This window comes from Ktedonosporobacter rubrisoli (assembly GCF_004208415.1).
Taxonomy (GTDB): domain Bacteria; phylum Chloroflexota; class Ktedonobacteria; order Ktedonobacterales; family Ktedonobacteraceae; genus Ktedonosporobacter; species Ktedonosporobacter rubrisoli.
Window position 1 is genome coordinate 5,725,877 of sequence record NZ_CP035758.1, and the last position, 19,420, is coordinate 5,745,296.

At 51.8% G+C, this 19,420-nt stretch carries 24 protein-coding genes; 19 read left to right on the plus strand and 5 right to left on the minus strand.

The window, feature by feature from the left end:
- Positions 1-12 precede the first annotated feature (12 nt).
- On the minus strand, positions 13-369 hold the full coding sequence (locus tag EPA93_RS24915; protein WP_129890103.1) for a hypothetical protein: 357 nt from the start codon (positions 367-369) through the stop codon (positions 13-15).
- Complete coding sequence (locus EPA93_RS24920) at positions 366-590, minus strand: hypothetical protein (RefSeq protein WP_129890104.1); 225 nt, start codon at positions 588-590, stop codon at positions 366-368. Before EPA93_RS24920 ends, EPA93_RS24915 begins: the two co-directional genes overlap by 4 nt.
- A gap of 467 nt (positions 591-1,057) precedes the next feature.
- On the opposite strand from EPA93_RS24920, the gene EPA93_RS24925 reads away from it, so the two are divergent.
- The 5 genes from EPA93_RS24925 (at position 1,058) to EPA93_RS24945 (ending at position 2,588) form a co-directional block, all read left to right on the plus strand.
- Entirely contained in the window at positions 1,058-1,273 is a 216-nt protein-coding gene (locus tag EPA93_RS24925) for a hypothetical protein (protein WP_129890105.1), read from the plus strand.
- Positions 1,274-1,332: 59 nt separating this feature from the next.
- Positions 1,333-1,545 carry a helix-turn-helix domain-containing protein gene (locus tag EPA93_RS24930; protein WP_129890106.1) on the plus strand — a complete coding sequence of 71 codons (213 nt, stop codon included), beginning with the start codon at positions 1,333-1,335 and terminating at the stop codon, positions 1,543-1,545.
- A 310-nt stretch (positions 1,546-1,855) separates the two neighbouring features.
- Positions 1,856-2,089: a MerR family transcriptional regulator gene (locus EPA93_RS24935; RefSeq protein WP_129890107.1), complete on the plus strand. Its 234-nt coding sequence runs from the start codon at positions 1,856-1,858 to the stop codon at positions 2,087-2,089.
- A complete protein-coding gene (locus tag EPA93_RS24940) occupies positions 2,076-2,285 on the plus strand; it encodes a hypothetical protein (protein ID WP_129890108.1) in 210 nt (69 codons plus the stop codon). The genes EPA93_RS24935 and EPA93_RS24940 overlap by 14 nt, the downstream gene beginning before the upstream one ends.
- A 90-nt stretch (positions 2,286-2,375) precedes the next feature.
- Entirely contained in the window at positions 2,376-2,588 is a 213-nt protein-coding gene (locus EPA93_RS24945; protein ID WP_129890109.1) for a helix-turn-helix domain-containing protein, read from the plus strand.
- A gap of 170 nt (positions 2,589-2,758) precedes the next feature.
- On the opposite strand, the gene EPA93_RS24950 is transcribed toward EPA93_RS24945, so the two are convergent.
- Complete coding sequence (locus tag EPA93_RS24950) at positions 2,759-3,274, minus strand: NUDIX hydrolase (RefSeq protein ID WP_129890110.1); 516 nt, start codon at positions 3,272-3,274, stop codon at positions 2,759-2,761.
- A gap of 276 nt (positions 3,275-3,550) precedes the next feature.
- Between EPA93_RS24950 and EPA93_RS24955 the strand changes: the two genes are divergently transcribed.
- Entirely contained in the window at positions 3,551-3,787 is a 237-nt protein-coding gene (locus tag EPA93_RS24955) for a hypothetical protein (protein ID WP_129890111.1), read from the plus strand.
- A gap of 15 nt (positions 3,788-3,802) precedes the next feature.
- On the opposite strand, the gene EPA93_RS24960 is transcribed toward EPA93_RS24955, so the two are convergent.
- Positions 3,803-4,204 carry a winged helix-turn-helix transcriptional regulator gene (locus tag EPA93_RS24960; protein ID WP_129890112.1) on the minus strand — a complete coding sequence of 134 codons (402 nt, stop codon included), beginning with the start codon at positions 4,202-4,204 and terminating at the stop codon, positions 3,803-3,805.
- A 251-nt stretch (positions 4,205-4,455) separates the two neighbouring features.
- Between EPA93_RS24960 and EPA93_RS24965 the strand changes: the two genes are divergently transcribed.
- Together EPA93_RS24965 and EPA93_RS24970 are read left to right on the plus strand one after the other, a co-directional pair.
- Complete coding sequence (locus EPA93_RS24965) at positions 4,456-5,271, plus strand: aminotransferase class IV (protein WP_165423375.1); 816 nt, start codon at positions 4,456-4,458, stop codon at positions 5,269-5,271.
- Positions 5,272-5,511: 240 nt separating this feature from the next.
- Positions 5,512-6,423: a 3-hydroxyacyl-CoA dehydrogenase family protein gene (locus EPA93_RS24970; RefSeq protein ID WP_129890114.1), complete on the plus strand. Its 912-nt coding sequence runs from the start codon at positions 5,512-5,514 to the stop codon at positions 6,421-6,423.
- 148 nt (positions 6,424-6,571) lie between these two features.
- Here EPA93_RS24970 and EPA93_RS24975 read toward each other — a convergent pair whose 3' ends face one another.
- Positions 6,572-6,751, minus strand: coding sequence for a hypothetical protein (locus EPA93_RS24975; RefSeq protein ID WP_129890115.1), 180 nt, complete (start codon positions 6,749-6,751; stop codon positions 6,572-6,574).
- Between the two features lie 360 nt (positions 6,752-7,111).
- Here EPA93_RS24975 and EPA93_RS24980 point away from each other — a divergent pair, with 360 nt between their 5' ends.
- The 11 genes from EPA93_RS24980 to EPA93_RS25020 all read left to right on the plus strand — a co-directional run bounded on the left by EPA93_RS24980 (position 7,112) and on the right by EPA93_RS25020 (position 19,398).
- Positions 7,112-7,747, plus strand: coding sequence for a TetR/AcrR family transcriptional regulator (locus EPA93_RS24980; protein ID WP_129890116.1), 636 nt, complete (start codon positions 7,112-7,114; stop codon positions 7,745-7,747).
- 247 nt (positions 7,748-7,994) lie between these two features.
- Positions 7,995-8,408: a PPOX class F420-dependent oxidoreductase gene (locus EPA93_RS24985; RefSeq protein ID WP_129890117.1), complete on the plus strand. Its 414-nt coding sequence runs from the start codon at positions 7,995-7,997 to the stop codon at positions 8,406-8,408.
- Between the two features lie 160 nt (positions 8,409-8,568).
- The gene (locus EPA93_RS24990) at positions 8,569-9,144 is read left to right on the plus strand and encodes a helix-turn-helix domain-containing protein (RefSeq protein ID WP_129890118.1); all 576 of its coding nucleotides are present in this window, start codon (positions 8,569-8,571) and stop codon (positions 9,142-9,144) included.
- Between the two features lie 66 nt (positions 9,145-9,210).
- The gene (locus EPA93_RS24995; protein ID WP_129890119.1) at positions 9,211-10,518 is read left to right on the plus strand and encodes an aspartate aminotransferase family protein; all 1,308 of its coding nucleotides are present in this window, start codon (positions 9,211-9,213) and stop codon (positions 10,516-10,518) included.
- Positions 10,519-11,081: 563 nt separating this feature from the next.
- On the plus strand, positions 11,082-14,000 hold the full coding sequence (ppc, locus tag EPA93_RS25000) for a phosphoenolpyruvate carboxylase (protein ID WP_129890120.1): 2,919 nt from the start codon (positions 11,082-11,084) through the stop codon (positions 13,998-14,000).
- 244 nt (positions 14,001-14,244) lie between these two features.
- Positions 14,245-14,415: a tetratricopeptide repeat protein gene (locus EPA93_RS51055; protein ID WP_422877897.1), complete on the plus strand. Its 171-nt coding sequence runs from the start codon at positions 14,245-14,247 to the stop codon at positions 14,413-14,415.
- A 257-nt stretch (positions 14,416-14,672) separates the two neighbouring features.
- Entirely contained in the window at positions 14,673-15,332 is a 660-nt protein-coding gene (locus EPA93_RS48560) for a hypothetical protein (protein ID WP_165423376.1), read from the plus strand.
- Positions 15,333-15,574: 242 nt separating this feature from the next.
- The gene (locus EPA93_RS25010; RefSeq protein WP_129890122.1) at positions 15,575-16,081 is read left to right on the plus strand and encodes a DUF3592 domain-containing protein; all 507 of its coding nucleotides are present in this window, start codon (positions 15,575-15,577) and stop codon (positions 16,079-16,081) included.
- Between the two features lie 489 nt (positions 16,082-16,570).
- A complete protein-coding gene (locus tag EPA93_RS48565) occupies positions 16,571-16,714 on the plus strand; it encodes a hypothetical protein (protein ID WP_165423377.1) in 144 nt (47 codons plus the stop codon).
- A gap of 1 nt (position 16,715) precedes the next feature.
- Complete coding sequence (gene argH / locus EPA93_RS25015; protein WP_129890123.1) at positions 16,716-18,125, plus strand: argininosuccinate lyase; 1,410 nt, start codon at positions 16,716-16,718, stop codon at positions 18,123-18,125.
- A 4-nt stretch (positions 18,126-18,129) separates the two neighbouring features.
- Positions 18,130-19,398 carry an argininosuccinate synthase gene (locus tag EPA93_RS25020; RefSeq protein ID WP_129890124.1) on the plus strand — a complete coding sequence of 423 codons (1,269 nt, stop codon included), beginning with the start codon at positions 18,130-18,132 and terminating at the stop codon, positions 19,396-19,398.
- Positions 19,399-19,420 lie beyond the last annotated feature (22 nt).

The following is a 19,420-nucleotide window of genomic DNA, read 5'->3' on the forward strand; positions in this document are numbered from 1 at the left end:
TCTCTATCTTCCCTAAGCGGTTGCGCTGGCTAATCCGTAAAGCTGCTGCACATGCGCATAGAAATTGAGCTCTTTTTGACGACCAGATGACGGTATGCCCGCACGTCTATTTGTGAACCATTCAGTGCTCCTGGGGCAAGACTGCCCTGCAGGACGTTGAGGAGCTTTGATATTGATTACAATCTCGTTGAGGGTATAAGGCTTGCCAGCAAGGCGCGAGAGCCCCAGGCAGAGCTTGCGGGCAATCTGTTCATCTGTAGGCAAACCAAGCTCGGCTAGCGTGACGAGATGCGGCGGAACATCCGCTACTTCTGCAAGTATACGTGAAGGGACGCGTAGTTCTTGGCGGGCGCGCATAAGTGATTTCATCTTCCCTCCCTCCTGGCATGTTCCTCTAGCCGCGTACCGAGCGGCGATGATGGAAGCTGCTTGATCAGCCGTGCTTGAAATTGCAAAAGTAGTTGACTGGTCTCTTTATAGGATGGGGAACTGTGCTCAAAAAACCGGAGGTAGTAATCGATAGCTACGCCAAGGGCGATGATCTCGTTAGGCGCGGCCACAAAGCTAATGAAGGGGATCTGATAGCGCATTGTATTACCTCTTTCCATCTCCATACACCATACTGCAAGCTGGCAGCCCTTTCCTTGCCGCCAGGGAACAAACGCTCATCTATCCAATTTCCATACGGGTTCGACTCTCGCACGCCTTTTTCAAGACATGAGGTAACTAGGACTTGAGGACCTGTCCTCCAGACATACTATACTTTTTATCCGATCGAAATATACCTGATGTAAGCGAAGTTTAATATTGGCTTTAGCCCGACTTTTCCCCCTTGTTAAAGAGCATATAGCTACAAGGCAGGCTTATACACAAGACGATGTACAAGCCTGCAACAACCTGCTATAATTTACTCACTGTTACGAAAAGTAAGTTACGGTTACTTCTCATTATAGTCGTGCATATATGTGTATGTCAAGGCAAAGGCCATTACTTCTCTACCAAATTGTGCAAAATCATGACATTTGAGAAGTGCCTCATACGAAGAAGGTCAATTATCATGAGTGAAGTTTGGGTTCCTATCTCTGATGCAGAAAAACGTCTAAAAGCGGAAAACATTCAGATTGGACGCAACAAGATATCTCGCTTAGTCAGTAGGGGTGTCATCCAAGCCAAAGTTAATCCTTTAGACGCCCGTGTTAGACTCGTCAATATCGAAGAGCTACGTACTTTATTTAAAGAATATGGAAGTCACGCAGGAGAAGACAACCCCTAGCGCTTTAAAAGATTAGAGATCGATTTCATTTAACTTTATGCAAGGGAGCTATACCCACGATGGCTGAAGGCAGCAAAGATCCAGATCAAATGCTCTCCGCCAGGCAAGCAGGAAATATACTTGGCGTTAGCGGAAAGACAGTTATCCGTTTGATGGAAACTGGCGCCTTTCCGGGCTATAAAATTGGGGCTGCCTGGAAATTCAGGCGGGGAGATATTGAAACCTACCTCGCTTCTCGCCGCTACTATCCCAGGCAGGGTGAGGAGCTCTAATCTCCTGGCTCCTCATCAAAATTGAGTACTCCTTATTTCGCCCTCATTAGCGAGTTTTTACGCATTTTTGCCGATTCTCAATAGCTGCAAATTCTTCTATCATAGCAGCATTGAACGGGCAAACTTCCTTTTGCCCTGGTTTGAGAAGTCAAACGAGCAGAGGATGGAAAATCAATCAGCAGACTTATGCAGGCGCGCCTCCTCGCCGGGTTAAGCAAGCATCTAGGAAGGGAAGTCACAAAAGAAGAGATCGATGAGTTCCAGGTATGAGCTATCATCAGACACGTTGGATATGTAGCAGGAACATAGTATGAGCGAACGATGGGTCACTATAAAAGTAGCAGCAAAGAGATTCAACTTGCCGGCGAGCAAAATATCGCGTTGGGCGAATAGAGGCTTGATCCCGACTAAACCCAATCTTTTTGATAAGCGCTCGCGCCTGGTTGAGCTCAATGAGCTACAGGCAAAAATTACAGAGCTCAACGCCATACAGGATCTAGCCGAAGCCAATCTTGCAGAGGATCTCACGAATGGAAACGCTTGAGCAGTTGCGTATACACGCTGGTTTACGCGTCAAGGAGCTCGCCACGCTGGCCGATATCTCCGAAACTTCGCTGCGCAAAATGGCACACGGCGAGCCAGTGAGTGCGGTCCTGGTATATAAGGTCCTGCGCGTGCTCTCGGCACGATTGGGTAGAGAGATCGCTCTAGAAGAGATTGCTGACATCAAAACCCTATGACGCATTTCGCACCTGGCAGAACTAACTCTTTTATCATCTAAGCAATATTCTAAACATAAGACAAACTGGACAAAGAAAGCTATACCCGCGATGGCAGAAGGGAAAAAAGATCCTGATCAAATGCTCTCAGCCAGGCAAGCAGGGAATATACTTGGCGTTAGCGGAAAGACAGTTATCCGTTTGATTGAGACTGGCGCCTTTCCTGGCTATAAAATTGGTGCTGCCTGGAAATTCAGGCGGGGAGATATTGAAACCTACCTCGCTTCTCGCCGCTACTATTCCAACCAAGATGAGAAGCTCTAATCTTCCCTAGCTCCTCATCCCAGCAAGGTACACCAACCTCGCTCTTGACAGCAAAACTTTCCCTGTCTTTGCTAATTCCACGTCATGGAAGAGAATTTGCGGAAGAAGAGATTGATGAGCTCTTATCATAGTCTCGCCGAGCACAGTTTGTACCAGGTAGGTATACGCTTTCATTTAAGAGTAGCTTGTAAAGCGGCCTGATAGAGTGCACTATGTCTGCGGGGCCAGGGGAGCTTGCGGGCCTCTTCAGGAGCGAATAGCGCCCGTTCTTGCGTCTCCTCTGTCGGGCGAAACTCGTCAAGCGCTTCGATCTGGGCCCAGTAGAAAACCTGATAGCTATCGGGATAGGGATAGCGATATGAAGGCGGTTGCGGACCAAACAAGCGCAGGCGTTGATAGCCCAGCAAATGCAGCTCCTTCAGTTTTGCCCCTGCTTCTTCGTAGGCCTCGCGGCGCGCAGCCTCTTCAGGCGACTCGCCAGGCTCGATATGGCCTCCGACGATATCCCAACCACGGACAACCAGGTTCGTTTGAAGCAAGCGATCACCATCAAAGGCTAGCACAAGCGCCGTGGCAATCAGTTCGGTCGGTGGCAGTTGGGATGAGAGGGCAATATATCCTTCGTTTGGTAGAGGGAGCCATGAAATATTCTGCTCAACCTGGACAATCTGTTCGTCCTTTAACATGCAATCCCCCTTAAGCATTTATTGCAAACGTTTTCATGGAACACCTATGCTATCGAGGAACATAACAACCTATCCTCGCAGCTGAATAGCTCCAGGTCAGTGTTTCAAAAAGGATAGGGCCAATTATAGTGGATCAAGCCAATGCCTGTCAAACTGTCTTCCACGAGCCAAATCCTTGTATCCCGAAATAGGATAATAACCCCTCTAGTTACGTTTATAAATATATACTTGCCATGGAAGAAAGCATATTATAGCTTTATAGCTAAGGAGATAAACATGAACCCGTTTGTAAGGTTATTGCTCCTATTGTTCATTTTTGCTGTCTTAACCCTAATCGCCTGGCTTATGACGCGCGGCGATCAAAATAACAGGCGAAACCGTCCCCCCTTGCCCTCAAGTTACATTCCAACTGCATCGTCACACTACAATCACGTGGGAGCCACCATACATCATCATGGTGGATGTAGCGGGCATTATCACTGCCCCGGCAGCTTTTACGGTGGACACTATTAGGCCTGTTCAGCCCCTTTATGCCCCGTCCTGACGTCCCTTTTCCGCAAACTGCAGAGCTGCAGCTTGCATCTCGCGCCAGTGATCATCGGTCCAGTGACAGATAGCATACAGCGGCTCAAGCAGCGTTTCCCCTAGAGGCGTGAGCGCATACTCAACTTTAGGGGGAACAACTGGATATACCGTCCGCTGCACCAGGCCGTAGCGCTCCAGCTTGCGCAGGGTCTGCACAAGCATCTTCTGCGAAATCCCCTCAATCCCTCGCTGCAAATCGCTCAAGCGCTTCGCTCCCGGCTTGAGGGCAAAGACAATCAAAATTGTCCACTTATCGGAAACTAATTCAAGCCCCTGACGCGTCCCCTCAATCAAATTAAGCTGACCACCCTGCTTATCTTCAAGGGCTAATCTGCGCTTCGTCATCTCTCTCCTCCAAAAATTACTTTCAGGTAAGTATAGCACTTCTTTGTGCGTACTTCACTTGAAATCTGTACTATGCTACATTTCCTGGGACAGAGCCGAAAGGGCATAGACGTAAGCTGGCATCAGTTAGCTTGCTTGCCAACAAGAACAAAGCAAGGAAGGGCAAGAGCCAATGTATCTCTAAGATGCACGAGCTCTGGCTCGCATCATGTACGTATAAGTCAACAACATATGTGAGGAGCAAAACAAATATGAGCACAACTGCTATTTTTCGTATGGAATTGAATGGAGCCCCTGTACAATTAGCAGAGCTTCAAGCCCTCTGGCAGAGCAAAAGCTATGGCCACTTCAGCGTATTGCCGGTACACAATAAGCGCGTGCGCGGCCTGCACCTACATCTGACAAGGCTCCAAAATAATACCCAGATCCTCTTCGATCATGAGCTTGATACTGAGCGCCTGCGCACATACATACGAAAGGCCGTAGCTAACGATACCGCGCCACTTATGGTTCGTGTAGAGATCCTGGCGCGCCAGAGCATCAGAACCCAAACCATAGGAGCCCTGGAGCCCGACATCCTGGTCAGCGTGCGCGATCTATCAGCAGAAGCGGCCCTTCCGTTACGCATACAGACTGTACAATATCAGCGCGATCTCCCCCAGGTAAAGCACGCAGGAACCTGTGGGCTCAACTACCAATATCGCCTCGCCCAACTCAATGGTTTCGACGACGCACTCTTTACAGATCCCGCAGGGCACATCTCGGAAGGCTCAGCCTGGAACATAGGTTTCTTCGATGGGCGACAAATTATCTGGCCTGATGCATCTGTCTTGCCAGGTATCGCTATGCAGCTCATTCAGGCCAAATTGCGCAAGAAACAAATTCCCTTTGAGGTGCGTCCAGTCCATCTTCGAGAGATTCCGAAATTTCGGGCGGCATTTCTCACGCACGTCCTCGTAGGCGCTCAGCCCATCGCCAGCATTGACGATATCCCGTTTGAAATCGATATTGAGCTGAACAAGCTGCTAAAGGCATGTTATGAGGCAAATCCAGAGGAAGAAATATAGCCAGAGGCAAAGCGCATAGGGCAAACTGGCTTGTCTGGGAATCCCTCAAATTGGCAGCATCTGGCAGCGCATTGTGTGTATCTGGCAGCCATTTCAGGCCTATAGTAACTACAAATCTCGGTGCAACAGATACTACAGAGGCACCCATAATCATTATATCAGCACAAATGCATACAAACTGGTAAGTGTTTCTTACGATGCGCTTTACTGGTTGTCTAACTTAGAGAGGAAAATCCAAGTATGACAGGCAAGCCATTTACGACGATTAGTATCATTGGCGCCGGCACTATGGGCGCCCAGATCGCCTTGCTCTGTGCTAAACATGGCTATCAGGTCTGGCTCTTCAGCCGTTCACAGCACACGCTGGTACAGGCGACCAGCCGGCATAGCCAGGAACTAGAAAGTCTCTTGCAGGCAGGACAAATCAGTCCACAAGAGCAGAGCAGGATTCCCGAGCGCATACAGCTCAGCACAGATCTACAGGAAACTGTGGCCCGAGCAGACCTGGTTATTGAAAATGTCCCCGAAGTATTGGAGCTCAAACGTGAGCTTTTCGCGCGGCTAGATGCTCTCTGTCCTCCTCATACCATACTGGCCACCGATAGCTCATCTATAAATATCACCGAAATCGAGGACGTGACACAGAGACGCGAAAAAGTTCTTAACCTGCACTTTGTCTCGCCAGTCTGGGACGATTCGTTGGTTGAGCTCATGCGCGGTACGGCTACCACCGATGAGACCATCGCCAGCGTGCGCAAATTTGCGCGCAGCATTAGCCTGGTTCCATTTGTGCTTCTGAAAGAAAGCTCCGGCTTTCTTCTGGGTCGCGTATGGCGTAGCTTACGGCAAGCCAGCTTGCGCGTAGTCGATGAAGGCGTCGCCACGCCCGAAGATGTTGATCGAGCCTGGATGATCTCAACCAAAATGCCCATTGGCCCCTTTGGTCTCATGGATATGGTAGGTATGGATGTCTTGCGTGACGTCGATATGTCCCATTACAACAAATCGGGCAATCCAGCGGACGCCCCGGCGCGCATAGTCCAGGATAAGATCGAACGGGGTGAGCTCGGTATCAAAACGGGCAAGGGCTTTTACACGTATCCCAAACCAGCTTTTCAGTCGCCTGATTGGTTAAAGGGCAACGAAGACTGAAGCAGACCGAGCCAGTTCACAGCAGGTGAATACCTAGAGGGAGTATAGGCTTCCATAAGTCTGCTGCGCTCGCAAAAACGACAAGCAAAAGGGCTGTCCATGCTCCTTATCATTTGACCAGTTGCATGGACAGCTCTGTTTCAACTCCTTACGCTTCGCGTGCATTGCCATTGGCTGCCTGTTCAGCGCCGAGGACAGCTGACTGGTCAAGCATGCTATACGGCATCACAGTCCTGACATCCAGCGCGGTCTCGCGTTCAGGCTGCCGCAGAGTGCGTCGCTTCAACTCACGAAACAGGCCACCAATCATTCGAGCAGTAGTATGCATATGTAACCTCCAGTCCATTTTTGCCATTCAGCGCTGCCGAGATGAGTCGGAAATTATCTTTCGCGTCGGCTGGTCCGCCAGGCTCTCGCAGCTTGAGCAGACGTCAGCGCGCTATTTTTTTCTGGTCAGTCCGGGAGAGCGCCCGGTCTGAAAAACAAGGAGCGAAATCCGCACCCATCAAGTAATCTATCATAAACTCTACTGCCACATATACGAAGCAGACAGGCAAAATGTTGTGTTGCTTCGTGGAGGAAAATAGTAACGGAGAGAAATTTTCCACAGCTCCCCTTGACATCATCCTCATCACACTGCTATACTAATAGCGACCAATGGTAACTAAAATAACAAAGGTAGGATTATATGGGCAGGAAAGAACGCCGCCAGCGAGAGCAACAAGAACTCAGGCAAAGTATCATGGATGCCGCGCGTGAAATCGCCCTGGCGGAAGGCTGGCGCAACGTCACAATGCGCAAAATTGCTGAGCGCATTGAGTATAGCCATCCTGCCATTTATGACTACTTTGAGAACAAAGATGTCCTCTTGCTGGAGCTCGTTCACGAAGGATTTCGCCTCCTGGAGCTTGAGCTACAAACGGCGCAAGCACGAGCCAGCAACGCTACAGAGAAACTATTTCTCATCGGACAAGGCTATTTCACCTTTGCCCGACGCTATCCCGAGCTGTATCGCGTGATGTTTGGCCTGGATGGGGCAACCTTTAGCATTTCCGAGCCCGAGAAAGAAGGGCTACAGATCGGGAAAATAGCAACCGAGGCAGTCATGGGCGTGCTTGAGGAACATAACTGGTCAACGCAGTATGTAGATGAAGAGGTAAATATTCTTTGGAGCACGGCGCATGGGTTGGTAACGCTGGCCATGGTCGAGCGCCTTCCTGGCGACCAGGTACAACAACTATTCGACCGAACGGTTCAGAATATGATGCTGGCCTGGGAACATGGTTCAGCCTCTTCCACAGTCGAGCGCCTGGCTAAAGAATAGCACCCAGGCCTTATAGCTTCCCGTACCGACAGTGATAGCAGGAGTAAAAAATCTCATATAGTTACCAAAGGTCATTAAACAAACAAAGGTAAATAGTAGCAGGTTGCTTTTCGGTAGCTTGCTCTACAGAGAGAGTAATTAAGCCCAGCGCTAGAAACGTTTTCATCACATTCAAACCAAAGTAAGAAAACTAGTATAGCTGATAGTACATCAATATCAGCAATAAACACAGGAAAGAGGAAAAATCATGTTTTCAGCACAAGAGCGCGCATATCTTCAGTCTCAAGCACTGGCCCGCCTGGGTACTGTAGCCAGTAATGACCAGACCGACGTTGACTCGGTGGCCTTTGCTTTTGATGGCGAGCGCTTCTACATCGGCGGCTACTTCCTGGAGAACACGCGCAAGTACAAAAATATTGCCTCGGGACAAGGCAAGGTATGCTTACTCATCGATGATCTCAAAACGCTAGAGCCGTTTGAGCCACGCGGCATCAAGCTACATGGCGATGCAGAGATTGCAACGCTGCAAGAAGGCTTTCGCGGACCTGGTACCTATCTCGTGATTACTCCCCGCGTGTCCTGGAGTTGGGGCATTGAGGAGCCGCTCTTTCAAAACGGTCAGCCAGCTCAGCCGGTCATGAAGAAAATCAGGTGGAAATAGCTTGGCTTTTCGCCAGGTTCCCTTGTAGTAACCTTGGCAAGTTGGTACTTCATCAAGCACCTCCGGCTTTCAATCCCCTTGTATAATGGACGATTGTACATTATAATTAACATTATAGATTGGACAGTCGTCCATTATAAGCTACACCGGAGGAATATCGATGGTCTCCTTGCACACCACCAGCAACTTACTGGCTCAATCGATAAGAGCGCATCGCGAAAGTAGAGGCTTATCGATGGGTGCCCTGGCTGAGAAGGCCGGTATTGCTAAAACCAGCCTTTCTAAGATCGAAGCGGGGCAGGGTAATCCATCCTTAGAAGTCTTATGTCGGATCGCCAGCGCTCTGAGCGTTCCAGTGGGAGACCTTTTCGCCAAAGAAAACCAACCTCAGCTTTATCTTGTTCGCAAAGACGAGGGCCGGGTTGCAGTCTCTGACTCCGGTCTACGCATACGTACGCTCCTGGTTGAAGGTCGCAATCAGCGAACAGAGATCTATGAGATGCTTGTGCCAGCGGGTGCAACCTATCATTCGCTAGCACACGCACCCGGCTGTGAAGAATTTGTTGTTTGTAGCGAAGGCGATCTCCGCCTCGGGCCAGAAGGACAGGAGGTGCTACTACAGCCTGGCGACGCGGTGCGCTTCCCAGGCGATCTTCCACATTCCTATAGCTCAAATACCGGAGCGTGCTCCACCCTCATCATGCATTATCCTCCCGCTGCGGGTATCTCTCGCTAGCATTTATGCGTCAATCTAATAAATTTGTAGTACAGTAGAGCTCGTGCAATACGAAGGGAATTGCTCATGTACGACGAACGCGAACGTTTTCTCATTCGCTATTCACGCGATTTTGCCCCCTTTACAGTAACTCGCGCCTCTGGAGCCTGGGTCGAAACCAGCGATGGCCGACGTATCCTTGACTTCACATCAGGTCAGATCTGTTCAACTATTGGGCATAACCACCCGGGAATTAGCGCCGCCATCCAGCAAGCCTTGGAGAGCGTTATTCACCTCAACTCATGGATGCTTTCTGAGCCTGTCCTGCAGCTTGCCGAAAAGCTTGTCAAGCTCGCTCCTGCCTCATTGAACAAAGTAGTTCTTCTTAACACAGGTGCAGAATCAAACGAGGTAGCCTTGCGCCTGGCCAAAATGCATACCGCGCGCTTTGAAGTTGTTGGCCTGACACGCAGCTGGCACGGCCTACAGGCAGGTGTTGCTTCGCTCAACCTTACAGGCGGACATGCTGGCTACGGACCTCTCATGCCTGGCACCTTTGCCTTGCCCGCGCCATATGCTTATCGCTGCCCGATCCGCCACTGTAATGGCAACTGCGATTGTACTTGCATGGATACCGGCTTCGAGCTCATCGATCAGCAATCAGTAGGATCTCTATGCGCTGTCCTCGCTGAGCCTGTACTTTCCGCAGGAGGCGTTATTGTACCGCCTGCCGATTATTTCCAACGCTTAAAGCAACACTGTGCCGAGCGTGGCATGCTCCTGATTATTGATGAAGCTCAGACCGGCTTTGGCCGCCTGGGAGCAATGTTCGGCTTTGAGCTCTACCAGATTGAGCCCGATCTCTTTACGGTTTCTAAGACGCTTGGCGGCGGTGTGCCGCTTGCCGCGACCTTCACAACTGCCGAGATTGAAGATGACTGTTACAATAAAGGCTTCCTGCATGTCACCTCTCATATCTCTGACCCGCTGCCTGCCTTCGTCGGACTTGCCGTACTTGAAGTTATTCTGAATGAGAGCCTGGTTGAGCAAGCGCAGCAGCGAGGCCAGTATCTGCTGAACAGCTTACAAGAATTGCAGCGGCAATACGAACAGTTTGGAGATGTACGTGGGCAAGGGCTGCTGGTTGGTGTGGAGCTGGTTGAGGATCGTACAAGCAAAAAACCTGCGGTGGCTCTGGCCCAGGCAATTACTGATGAATGCCTACGCCAAGGCCTCTCAATGAACATAATACGCTCTATCGACGGCGCTGCTAACTGCTGGCGTATAGCTCCTCCACTCTCTATAACCGAGAATGAGATAGATACAGCCATTGAAATTATCGAAGCAGCGCTCAAGACAGTTCTGGCCACAAGCCAACATTCTGGCTCACTATAAAGAGGGCGGCTAACAAGATGATGTATCCTGTTCCGCATCTACCATAAGCGCAAAGCACAACAGCACGATCTATAGCCTGGCTATAACATCGTGCTGCTGTCAACAGACAATACAAAGGAGGCTTATCTAAGCTGGCGATAACCTGATCAAAGCGCTGCTTCGCTATAACCAGACGGCCCTCAACGATCCTCCCTGTACTACAAGAATCGGTCCCTCTTAGGCTTAAAGATAGAAAGCCAGCTACAGCATCTCCATCTTTCTTACAAGAGTATAAGCGCTATATAGCTCGTAAAGAAGAGACAAAATGCGCAAAATTTATCGCCAAGTTTTGTATAATTTGCACAGCAATGAAACAGAAACACACAGGAATGGCTAACCGGATGGGCCAGGAAAGATTTTTCTAGAGGCTATATCCCGCGAAACAGGGCTGATATCTGTGCAGACTACCTAGCAGGCTTAAAAGAGGGCTAGATATGATAGAATAAGAGAGATGGAAGGGCACAAAGAAGAGCCAGAAGTGAACGGCAATGCCAGCTGTCCAATAAGATTGTAGAGTTCCACGCATGTTAGAACAAGATTATCGTCAAGAGAAAGACGCGCCGCTCAGACATGATATCCGCACGTTAGGTAATGCGCTGGGTCAGGCCATTCAGCGCTACGGCGGATATACTGTCTTTGATACAGTGGAGCGGCTGCGCAAAGATTGTAAGCGGCTGCGCGATTGTACGCGACAGTTGCATCAGGCCAGCGCGGATGAGGCGATCAGGCTACAGAGCGAGATCGACCAGCTTGGCCAGGAGATCGCAGAGATTGTTAAGAGCTGCGATCTGGATACCGCCATCGACGTTATTCGCGCATTTACCGTCTATTTCCACCTAGTAAATACTGCCGAGCAGTACCACCGCATACGTCGCCGCAGGGACTACGAAGTAAGCAACAGCGATAAGCCTCAGCGCGGCTCGCTGGCGGCCTTGATTAACTTCCTGAAAAACAGCCAGCTTGATGTAAGTGCGCTGCAAGGCTTGCTCAATCAGCTCTCCATTGAGCTAGTCTTCACGGCACATCCTACAGAGGCGACTCGGCGCAGTTTGATCACCAAAGCCAATCGCATAGCCGCCTTACTAGAAGAGCATGATCGCGCCGAAGCAAGCATGACGCCGCGCGAGCGTCTGCACTGGCAGCGCAAATTGGAGGGCACCATTGATCTGCTCTGGCGAACCGATGCCATTCGGCAGGTGCGTCCTCGACCGCTCGACGAGATCAAAATGGGCATCTACTACCTCGATGAGATTCTCTATGATGCACTTCCTGATCTCTATGAAGAGTTCGAAGAATTACTTCAGGCTTCTTATCCCGGGGTCACCATTCCACCCTTTATGCACCTGGGTTCCTGGATTGGTGGCGATCAGGATGGCAACCCTTTCGTCGGTCCAGATACGCTCCTGGCGGCTCTACGCCTGCAGCGCGGCTACGTCATCGAACATTATCGCACGGCAATCGAGGCCCTGGCCCAGCTCTATTCTCAATCTCTGAACCACGCTCACATCACACCCGAGTTACAACAATCGCTTGAGTATGATGCGACTTGCCTGCCCGAATATGATCGCGAGCTTGGCCCGCAAACAGCTTTAGAGCCCTACCGACGCAAGCTCTCGTTTATGTGGAAACGCCTGGAAGCGACGCTTGCGCTGCCTCCAGCTCCCAATACGGCGAGCCGGTCCTTTGGTACAGACATAAGCGCCGATGCACAACAGGACGAGACATCGGTAGCCTATCAGAGCGCCGAAGAGCTGCTCAAGGATCTGCATCTAATCCGTCAAAGTTTACTGGCTGACGGAGAGCTGGATCTGGCTCAGGGGCAGATCCGCAAGCTGATCCGCCAGGTTGAGATCTTCGGCTTCTACTTCGTCGCCCTTGACGTACGCCAGCACAGCGAGCGGCACGCGGCCGCGCTCTCTGAACTGCTGCGCGTTACCGGGCTTTGCGAGCAAGATTACACAACGCTGGAAGAGAGCGAGCGCTTACGCATCCTGGAGAATCTCTTGCACGATCCACGCATCGTAACGCGTCAAGGATTACAGCTCAGCCAGGACACCTGGCACATTCTCAATACCTTCCAGGCTATTCGCCAGGCCCACGAGGAATTCGGCCCCAAAGCCGTCACCTGCTACATTATCAGCATGTCGCATACCTTAAGCGATCTGCTCGAAGTGCAATTCTTCTGCAAAGAAGTGGGGATTAAAGATCTGCCGATCGTGCCACTCTTCGAGACTATCGATGATCTGGGCACCTGTACGCGTATTCTCGAAGCAGCCTTCACCCATCCAGACTACCGTCCCTACGTCGAGAACTGCAAGCAACAGCAAGTGATGCTTGGCTATTCCGATAGCAGCAAGGACGGTGGCATCCTCACCTCAAGCTGGGAGCTCTACCAGGCTCAGCGCCGCCTGGCTAAGCTTGGCCAGAAGTATCACATCGATATTACTATCTTCCACGGTCGTGGCGGCGCCATTGGACGCGGTGGCGGCCCGATCTACGAGGCGATTCTCGGTCAGCCTCCCGGCACAGTCAATGGACGCATCAGAATAACCGAGCAGGGCGAGATGCTTTCCTTCAAGTATGGCCTGCATGAGATCGCTATTCGCAACATGGAGCTTGTGGTGGCTGGCGTTGTGCAATCGAGCATCCCTGACGAGGCCATTATCGAGTCGCAGGTGCATCCCCAGCCCTCAACAGAATGGGTCACGGCGGTTGAGCGCCTTTCAGCCAGTGCGCACGCGCGCTATCGCCACCTGATCTACAATGATCCAACGTTCCTTAGCTTTTTTGAGCAAGCGACCCCTATTCTGGAACTGGGCTGGCTCAATATCGGCTCTCGTCCGGCGCGCCGGACCAAAGGGCGCGGCATCGAAGAATTGCGCGCAATTCCCTGGGTCTTCTCCTGGATGCAGAGCCGCTATGTGCTCCCTAGCTGGTATGGTGTGGGCGGCGCGCTCGAAGCCTATATCAACGAAGATCCTGCCCATCTTGGCCAGCTTCAATATATGTATCGCCACTGGCCTTTCTGGCGCGCCTTCCTTGATAACTTACAGATGACGCTCTCTAAGGCCGATATGCTCATTGCCCAGAGCTATGCCCAGCTTGTCGAGGATGAGGCCTTACGCCAGCGCATCTCGCGCGAGATTCAGGAGGAATACGAACGAACAGAGCGCACGGTAGTAAGTATCGTCGGCGGCAAATTGCTGCTCGACACTTCGCCCGTGCTGCAACAGTCGATCCAACTCCGCAATCCTTATGTCGATCCATTGAGCTACTTCCAGGTTGTCTTGCTTCATCGCCTGCGCACGCTAGGCGGTCCGCTAACGCTTGATAAGCAGGCCGAGGCCACGGCTACCCCGGAAGAGCGCGAACGGGCCCGACTTACCTATGCCGTGCTCCTTACCATTAACGGTATAGCGGCAGGCCTGCGCAATACAGGCTAATCCAAAGCCCTCTGCAGCATCTTTCCTCTGCTGCAGAGGAACCCTTTTTCTTCTGAGAATAGGCAAAGAGTTCTACCTTCGACGTTCTATTACTTTTTAAGTAAAGCAATGGAGAGGAAGATCTTTATGGAAGAGGTCGAGAAACTAAAGCAAGAGGCTATAGCTTTCGCTAAACAGGGAGAACTAAAGCAAGCTGCAGAAAGAGCCTTCCGAGTACCCCGATGCGGTCGCAGTGCTTGTTACCATGGCTCAGCTTAACGGCGATGATGGAGAATATCAGCGCGCGAGGCGATTTTACCAGATGGCGCTTAGAAAATGCCAGCAGCTGCTTGGCAAAGCTCACCCCCTTACAACAGCGCTCCATTCCGCGCTGTTATCGCTAGCAGCCCCCGCCCGCTTTAAAGCTGCAGAATGATGAAGAACGTCAGATAGGCCAAAGCCCTTAGCTAAGGTACCAGGCAAAAGAGAAGTTAAAGTCTCCTGGCGGGAAGACACGCCGTTGAAACTCTTTGCTGGCTTCTGACGTATCTGAGGGTGAGTTCCTGGCGTAAGATTCGCTTGCAGATCTATGTCAGTTATCCTGGAAATCTCGTTGCCGCCCGGGCAATTCCCGCTTGTGACCAATCTAGCAAGCGAGGGAAGCCCGGTTAAGCGCATAGATAAGGAGGTCTCATGCAGCCCGGTCAGCCCGAAGAAATGCCCCATAATCCAGCCCAGGAGATACAGCAACCGGCTCTTTCAGAGCAAACTACGGAGCAACAGCTTCCAATTTCAGAGCAACCCACAGAGCCAGAACAGGCTCAGCAAGTGGCCGCAGCTGATGCGCCAACAATACCCCAGCAACAGGTCCAGCGGCCCGCCACAATTGGCAAACGGCCCCTTTCGGCAGCTCCGCCGCCGGCGCCTCTACCAGAGCCAACCATTCCGACAGAAAGGCCCGTGAGCACAAGAACGCTAGTAACCCTGGGTATTATTGCCGTAGTGATTATCTGTAGCGCCTTTTTCGGCATAAGCTGGTACAATACGACAGCCACGACACCGCGTTTTGTGCCCGTTCCGCCACCTACGCCTACTGCCACGCCATACCCTATGGGCGGTGCAGCATCTTCAGCCTCGGCCACACCTGGAACTGGCAGCGCGGGCCAGCAAGCTAATCCGCCGGCTTCAACACCAACGGTGGTAGCTACGCCACCCGCCTCCAAACCAATCCCAACTTCCCAGCCCGGGCCTACCGCACCCCCAGTCGTAACTCCGCCCGCGCCTACCGTAAGCGTACCGCAGCCACAACCCACGAGTGCCCCGCCGGTCCCGCAACCCACCCCGACGCCCTGATGCTGCTTAAGCTCGGCAGGGGCGTCTCGCCCCTTATAAGCTCGCCCTTTCGCCAGATAGGAAATATTGGTACAGTTACTTATACAACAATGCCGCATGCATTAACTCATCCTCTCTCCTGAACCTATAGCTGAGATCCGTTACACAGCCAGGTTGATAAGTCTCTCACAGTACACAGGCAAAATCATATGTTACACTTTGCCTATCTACATTTATAAATCAAAAAAAGAAGTGATAGACTTATGAGATCCTGTACAAGCGTGCTATTTGGTTGCCTCTTTCCAATTGTATTATTAGTCATTGCAGCCTTCACTTTTATGGACTTTTTTACCTCGCTAAGCGATGTTGAGGGAAAATGTATAGTTAGCAGCAAGAATACTTCAACCTACATGCGAACCCACACGACAACACATACAAGTGGATCGGGCAGCCATCTCCGAACCTATACCACGCATTCTACAGAGCGGCGCTATGTTGTAGATCTCTCCTACAATATTCAGGCTAGCAACGGACAAGGATATCCTGGCCATAGTAAATTTGACTCGTCAAGCTCAACGGAGCAGCAGGACACAATGAATAAGTATACGATTGGGCAGGCTTACCAGTGCTGGTATAACCCGGCCCATCCCAGCACTGCAGATTTCGATGGGAAGATACATTATTCTTCGCTCATCATAGCGGGCGCATGCGTGCTGGCCAGCGTTTTCGTATTCATAATCGCACTGTTCAGCACTTTTCAGAGGCGTTAGGCATAAAGGCAGCCTCGGCGATTTGACATTTGGCCATTCTGCTGGTATGCTTAGCAGAAGATAAATGCAGTAAAGTCTGACCCGTGCTGATCGAAAGTAGTATGAGAGCAGCAGCCAACAGCGATCCGGAGTAAGGTGAGAGTTCGGAACGGAAGTGCACTCGCAGAACGCATTCGTGAGCGGCTGACCGAAGAAAATTTCTGGCAACGCCAGCGATAAGTAGGACAGGTGGGTGGTTCCCACGCAGCACATAACCGGAAAAAGTGGTCTTTCCATCCTGGCTTACAATGCGGTAGGGCAAACAGAATCACCAAGCACTTGTGACTTCTCGTTTGAGATCGGAAGACAATTAGGGTGGCACCACGGGTGTGTATAGGGCAATAATTATCGATCCCTGCACTCTCGTCCCTTCAAAATGATTCAAGGAAGGGGCGGGATTTTTTATTGCCTGTCTCCTCCATTGTACATTTTGTTGAAGGAGCATCACACATGGTAACCAACAATCAGGTTAGCAAGATCCGGACCACACTAGCCCAGGCGTGCAGGGTTTTCACCGCCCACCTGCGCGAACTCTCCTCTCTGTCAATCATCCATAGCAAGCAGCCGTTAGCCACGCCGCAGGGAGAGATATAGCATGACCAAACTGTGGCAAAAAGGCTATAGTATCCACGAACAGGTCGAGCGCTTCACCGCAGCCCAGAACAGCTACCTGGATACGCGCCTGATCCGTCACGATGTCTGGGGCTCGCTGGCCCACGTCGCTATGCTCAAGCATATCGGCCATCTGAGCGAAAGCGAACATCAGGCCCTCCAGCAGGCGCTGCGCAATGTTCTGGAACTTGAGCAGTCGGGCGATTTCGCGATCAATCCTTCAGATGAGGATGTGCACACAAGCATTGAGAACTACCTGGTCACTTCCGCCGGACCCGCCGGCAAGAAAATCCATATGGCCCGTTCGCGCAACGATCAGGTTCTGGTAGATATGCGCCTCTACGGCAAAGAGCAACTGCATAGCGTCAGTAACAAGTTGCTAGCCCTCTGCGCGACATTGCAAGAGTTTGCTGCTGCCCACAAGGACGTACCCATGCCCGGCTACACCCATATGCAGCGGGCCATGCTCTCATCCGTTGGTCTCTGGGCCGCCGGCCTTGCCGAGGCCCTATTAGATGATGAGCAATTGCTCACGGCCGTCTACCAGCTCAATGATCAATCTCCGCTGGGCTCGGCCGCCGGCTATGGCGTCCCGGTTCCTATCGATCGCCAGTATGTCGCTGATTTGCTGGGCTTTGCGCGCGTCCAGAATAATGTTATCTATGTGCAAAACAGCCGGGGCAAGATAGAGGCGGCGATTCTGCAGACCTTGACCCAGATCATGCTCGATTTAAGTAAGCTGGCCCAGGATATTCTACTCTTCAGCACTGTCGAGTATGGCTTCTTCCAGCTCCCCCAGGAGATCTGTACGGGGAGCAGCATCATGCCACAGAAGCGCAATCCCGATATTATGGAGCTTGTGCGCGCGCGCGCACAGACCATGCTTGCGCTCCAACAGCAGATTCTAGGCATCGTCACAGGCCTACCTTCGGGCTACAACATGGATTATCAGGAGACAAAGCGCCCCTTTATGGAAGCCCTGGACCTAGCTGAGGATTGCCTGGATATCTGTACGCTGATGATCAGCAAGCTGAAGGTCAACACAGAGCGCCTCGTCGCCGCCTGCACCTTTGAGCTCTTTGCCGCTGACCGAGCCTACGAGCTAGCCAGCACATCCAATATCCCTTTCCGTGACGCCTATCGCATCGTGGGTGCCGAAGTAACGGCTCAGCTTGATCGACAGATCCCTTTCCCGGTTGAAACCCAGGAGCAGCTGGTAGCTCGCCTACAAGCACGCAGTCACCTGGGCGGCGCTGGTAATCTTGGACTAGATTCTATACAGCAGCGTATCGGGCAGGCCAGAACCGCCTGGCAAGAGCGCTCAGCCACTTTCAAAGAGGCAATACAACGCTTAGTTGGTTCTCACACTATCAAGATTTTGCAGGAGGATTAGTCATATGTCAACGGTTGTACTTGCCTACTCAGGCGGTCTGGATACCTCTGTTGCTATTCGCTGGATTAAAGAGAAATACGGTCTTGATGTCATCGCGCTAACCATCGATGTTGGCAATGAGCGCGATCTCACAGCGATTGCCGAACGGGCCAAGAAGATTGGAGCCGTCAAATCTATTGTCGTCGATGGCCGCTCAGATTTTGTTAACTACTTTGTCTGGCCCGCTCTGAAGGCCGGGGCCATCTATGAAGGCCAATATCCATTGGCCACCGCGCTGGCCCGCCCCTTGATCGGTCGCCTGCTGGTCGAAGTTGCGCGCACCGAGGGCTCGGTCGCTGTAGCACATGGCTGCACGGGTAAAGGCAACGACCAGGTTCGCTTTGATGTCTCCATCAATACCCTGGCTCCCGATCTCAAGATTATTGCCCCTGTGCGCGAGTGGAGCATGACGCGTGATAACGAGATCGCTTATGCCGCCGAACATAACATTCCCATTCCGGTCACCAATGCCAGCCCTTACTCGGTAGACCAGAATCTATGGGGACGCAGCATTGAGTGCGGCATTCTGGAGGACCCCTGGGCCGAGCCACCCGAGGAGGTCTATGCCTGGACGGCCAATCCTGATACCCTGGAGCAGAAGGAGCCAGAGTACGTGGAAATTACTTTCCATGAGGGCATTCCGCTCTCCTTGAACGGCGAGGAGATGGATGGCGCGCTACTCGTAGAGACGCTGAATAAGCAGGCCGGCGCTTATGGTATCGGGCGCATCGATCATATCGAGGATCGCCTTGTCGGCATCAAGTCTCGCGAAATCTATGAGGCACCCGCCGCTGTGGTCCTGCATGCTGCCCATAAAGCTCTTGAGACGCTCACTTTGAGCCGCGAACAGATTCGCTTTAAAGAACTTGTGGTCCCCGAATACTCTCGCCTGATCTATAACGGTCAGTGGTACAGCGGCCTCCATCAGGATCTCGCCACGTACGTACAGAGCACGCAGCGCTTCGTTAGCGGCACCGTGCGCATGAAGCTCTCGCGCGGACATTGCGCCATCGTTGGCCGCAAGTCGGAAAACTCGCTCTATAGCCATAGCCTGGCCACCTACGAGACCGGCGACCAGTTCGATCACAACGCCGCGCTCGGCTTTATCAAGCTCTGGGGTCTGCCCATGACCACGCAGGCACAGGCTCAGCTCCTCCCTTCGATAGGTGTGGAGGGCAACCTGCTCAATAATCACAACTCAAAGATCCAGATTGCGCAGCAGAGCGAAAAATAAGCTTTGCCCTTCCGCAGTAGCC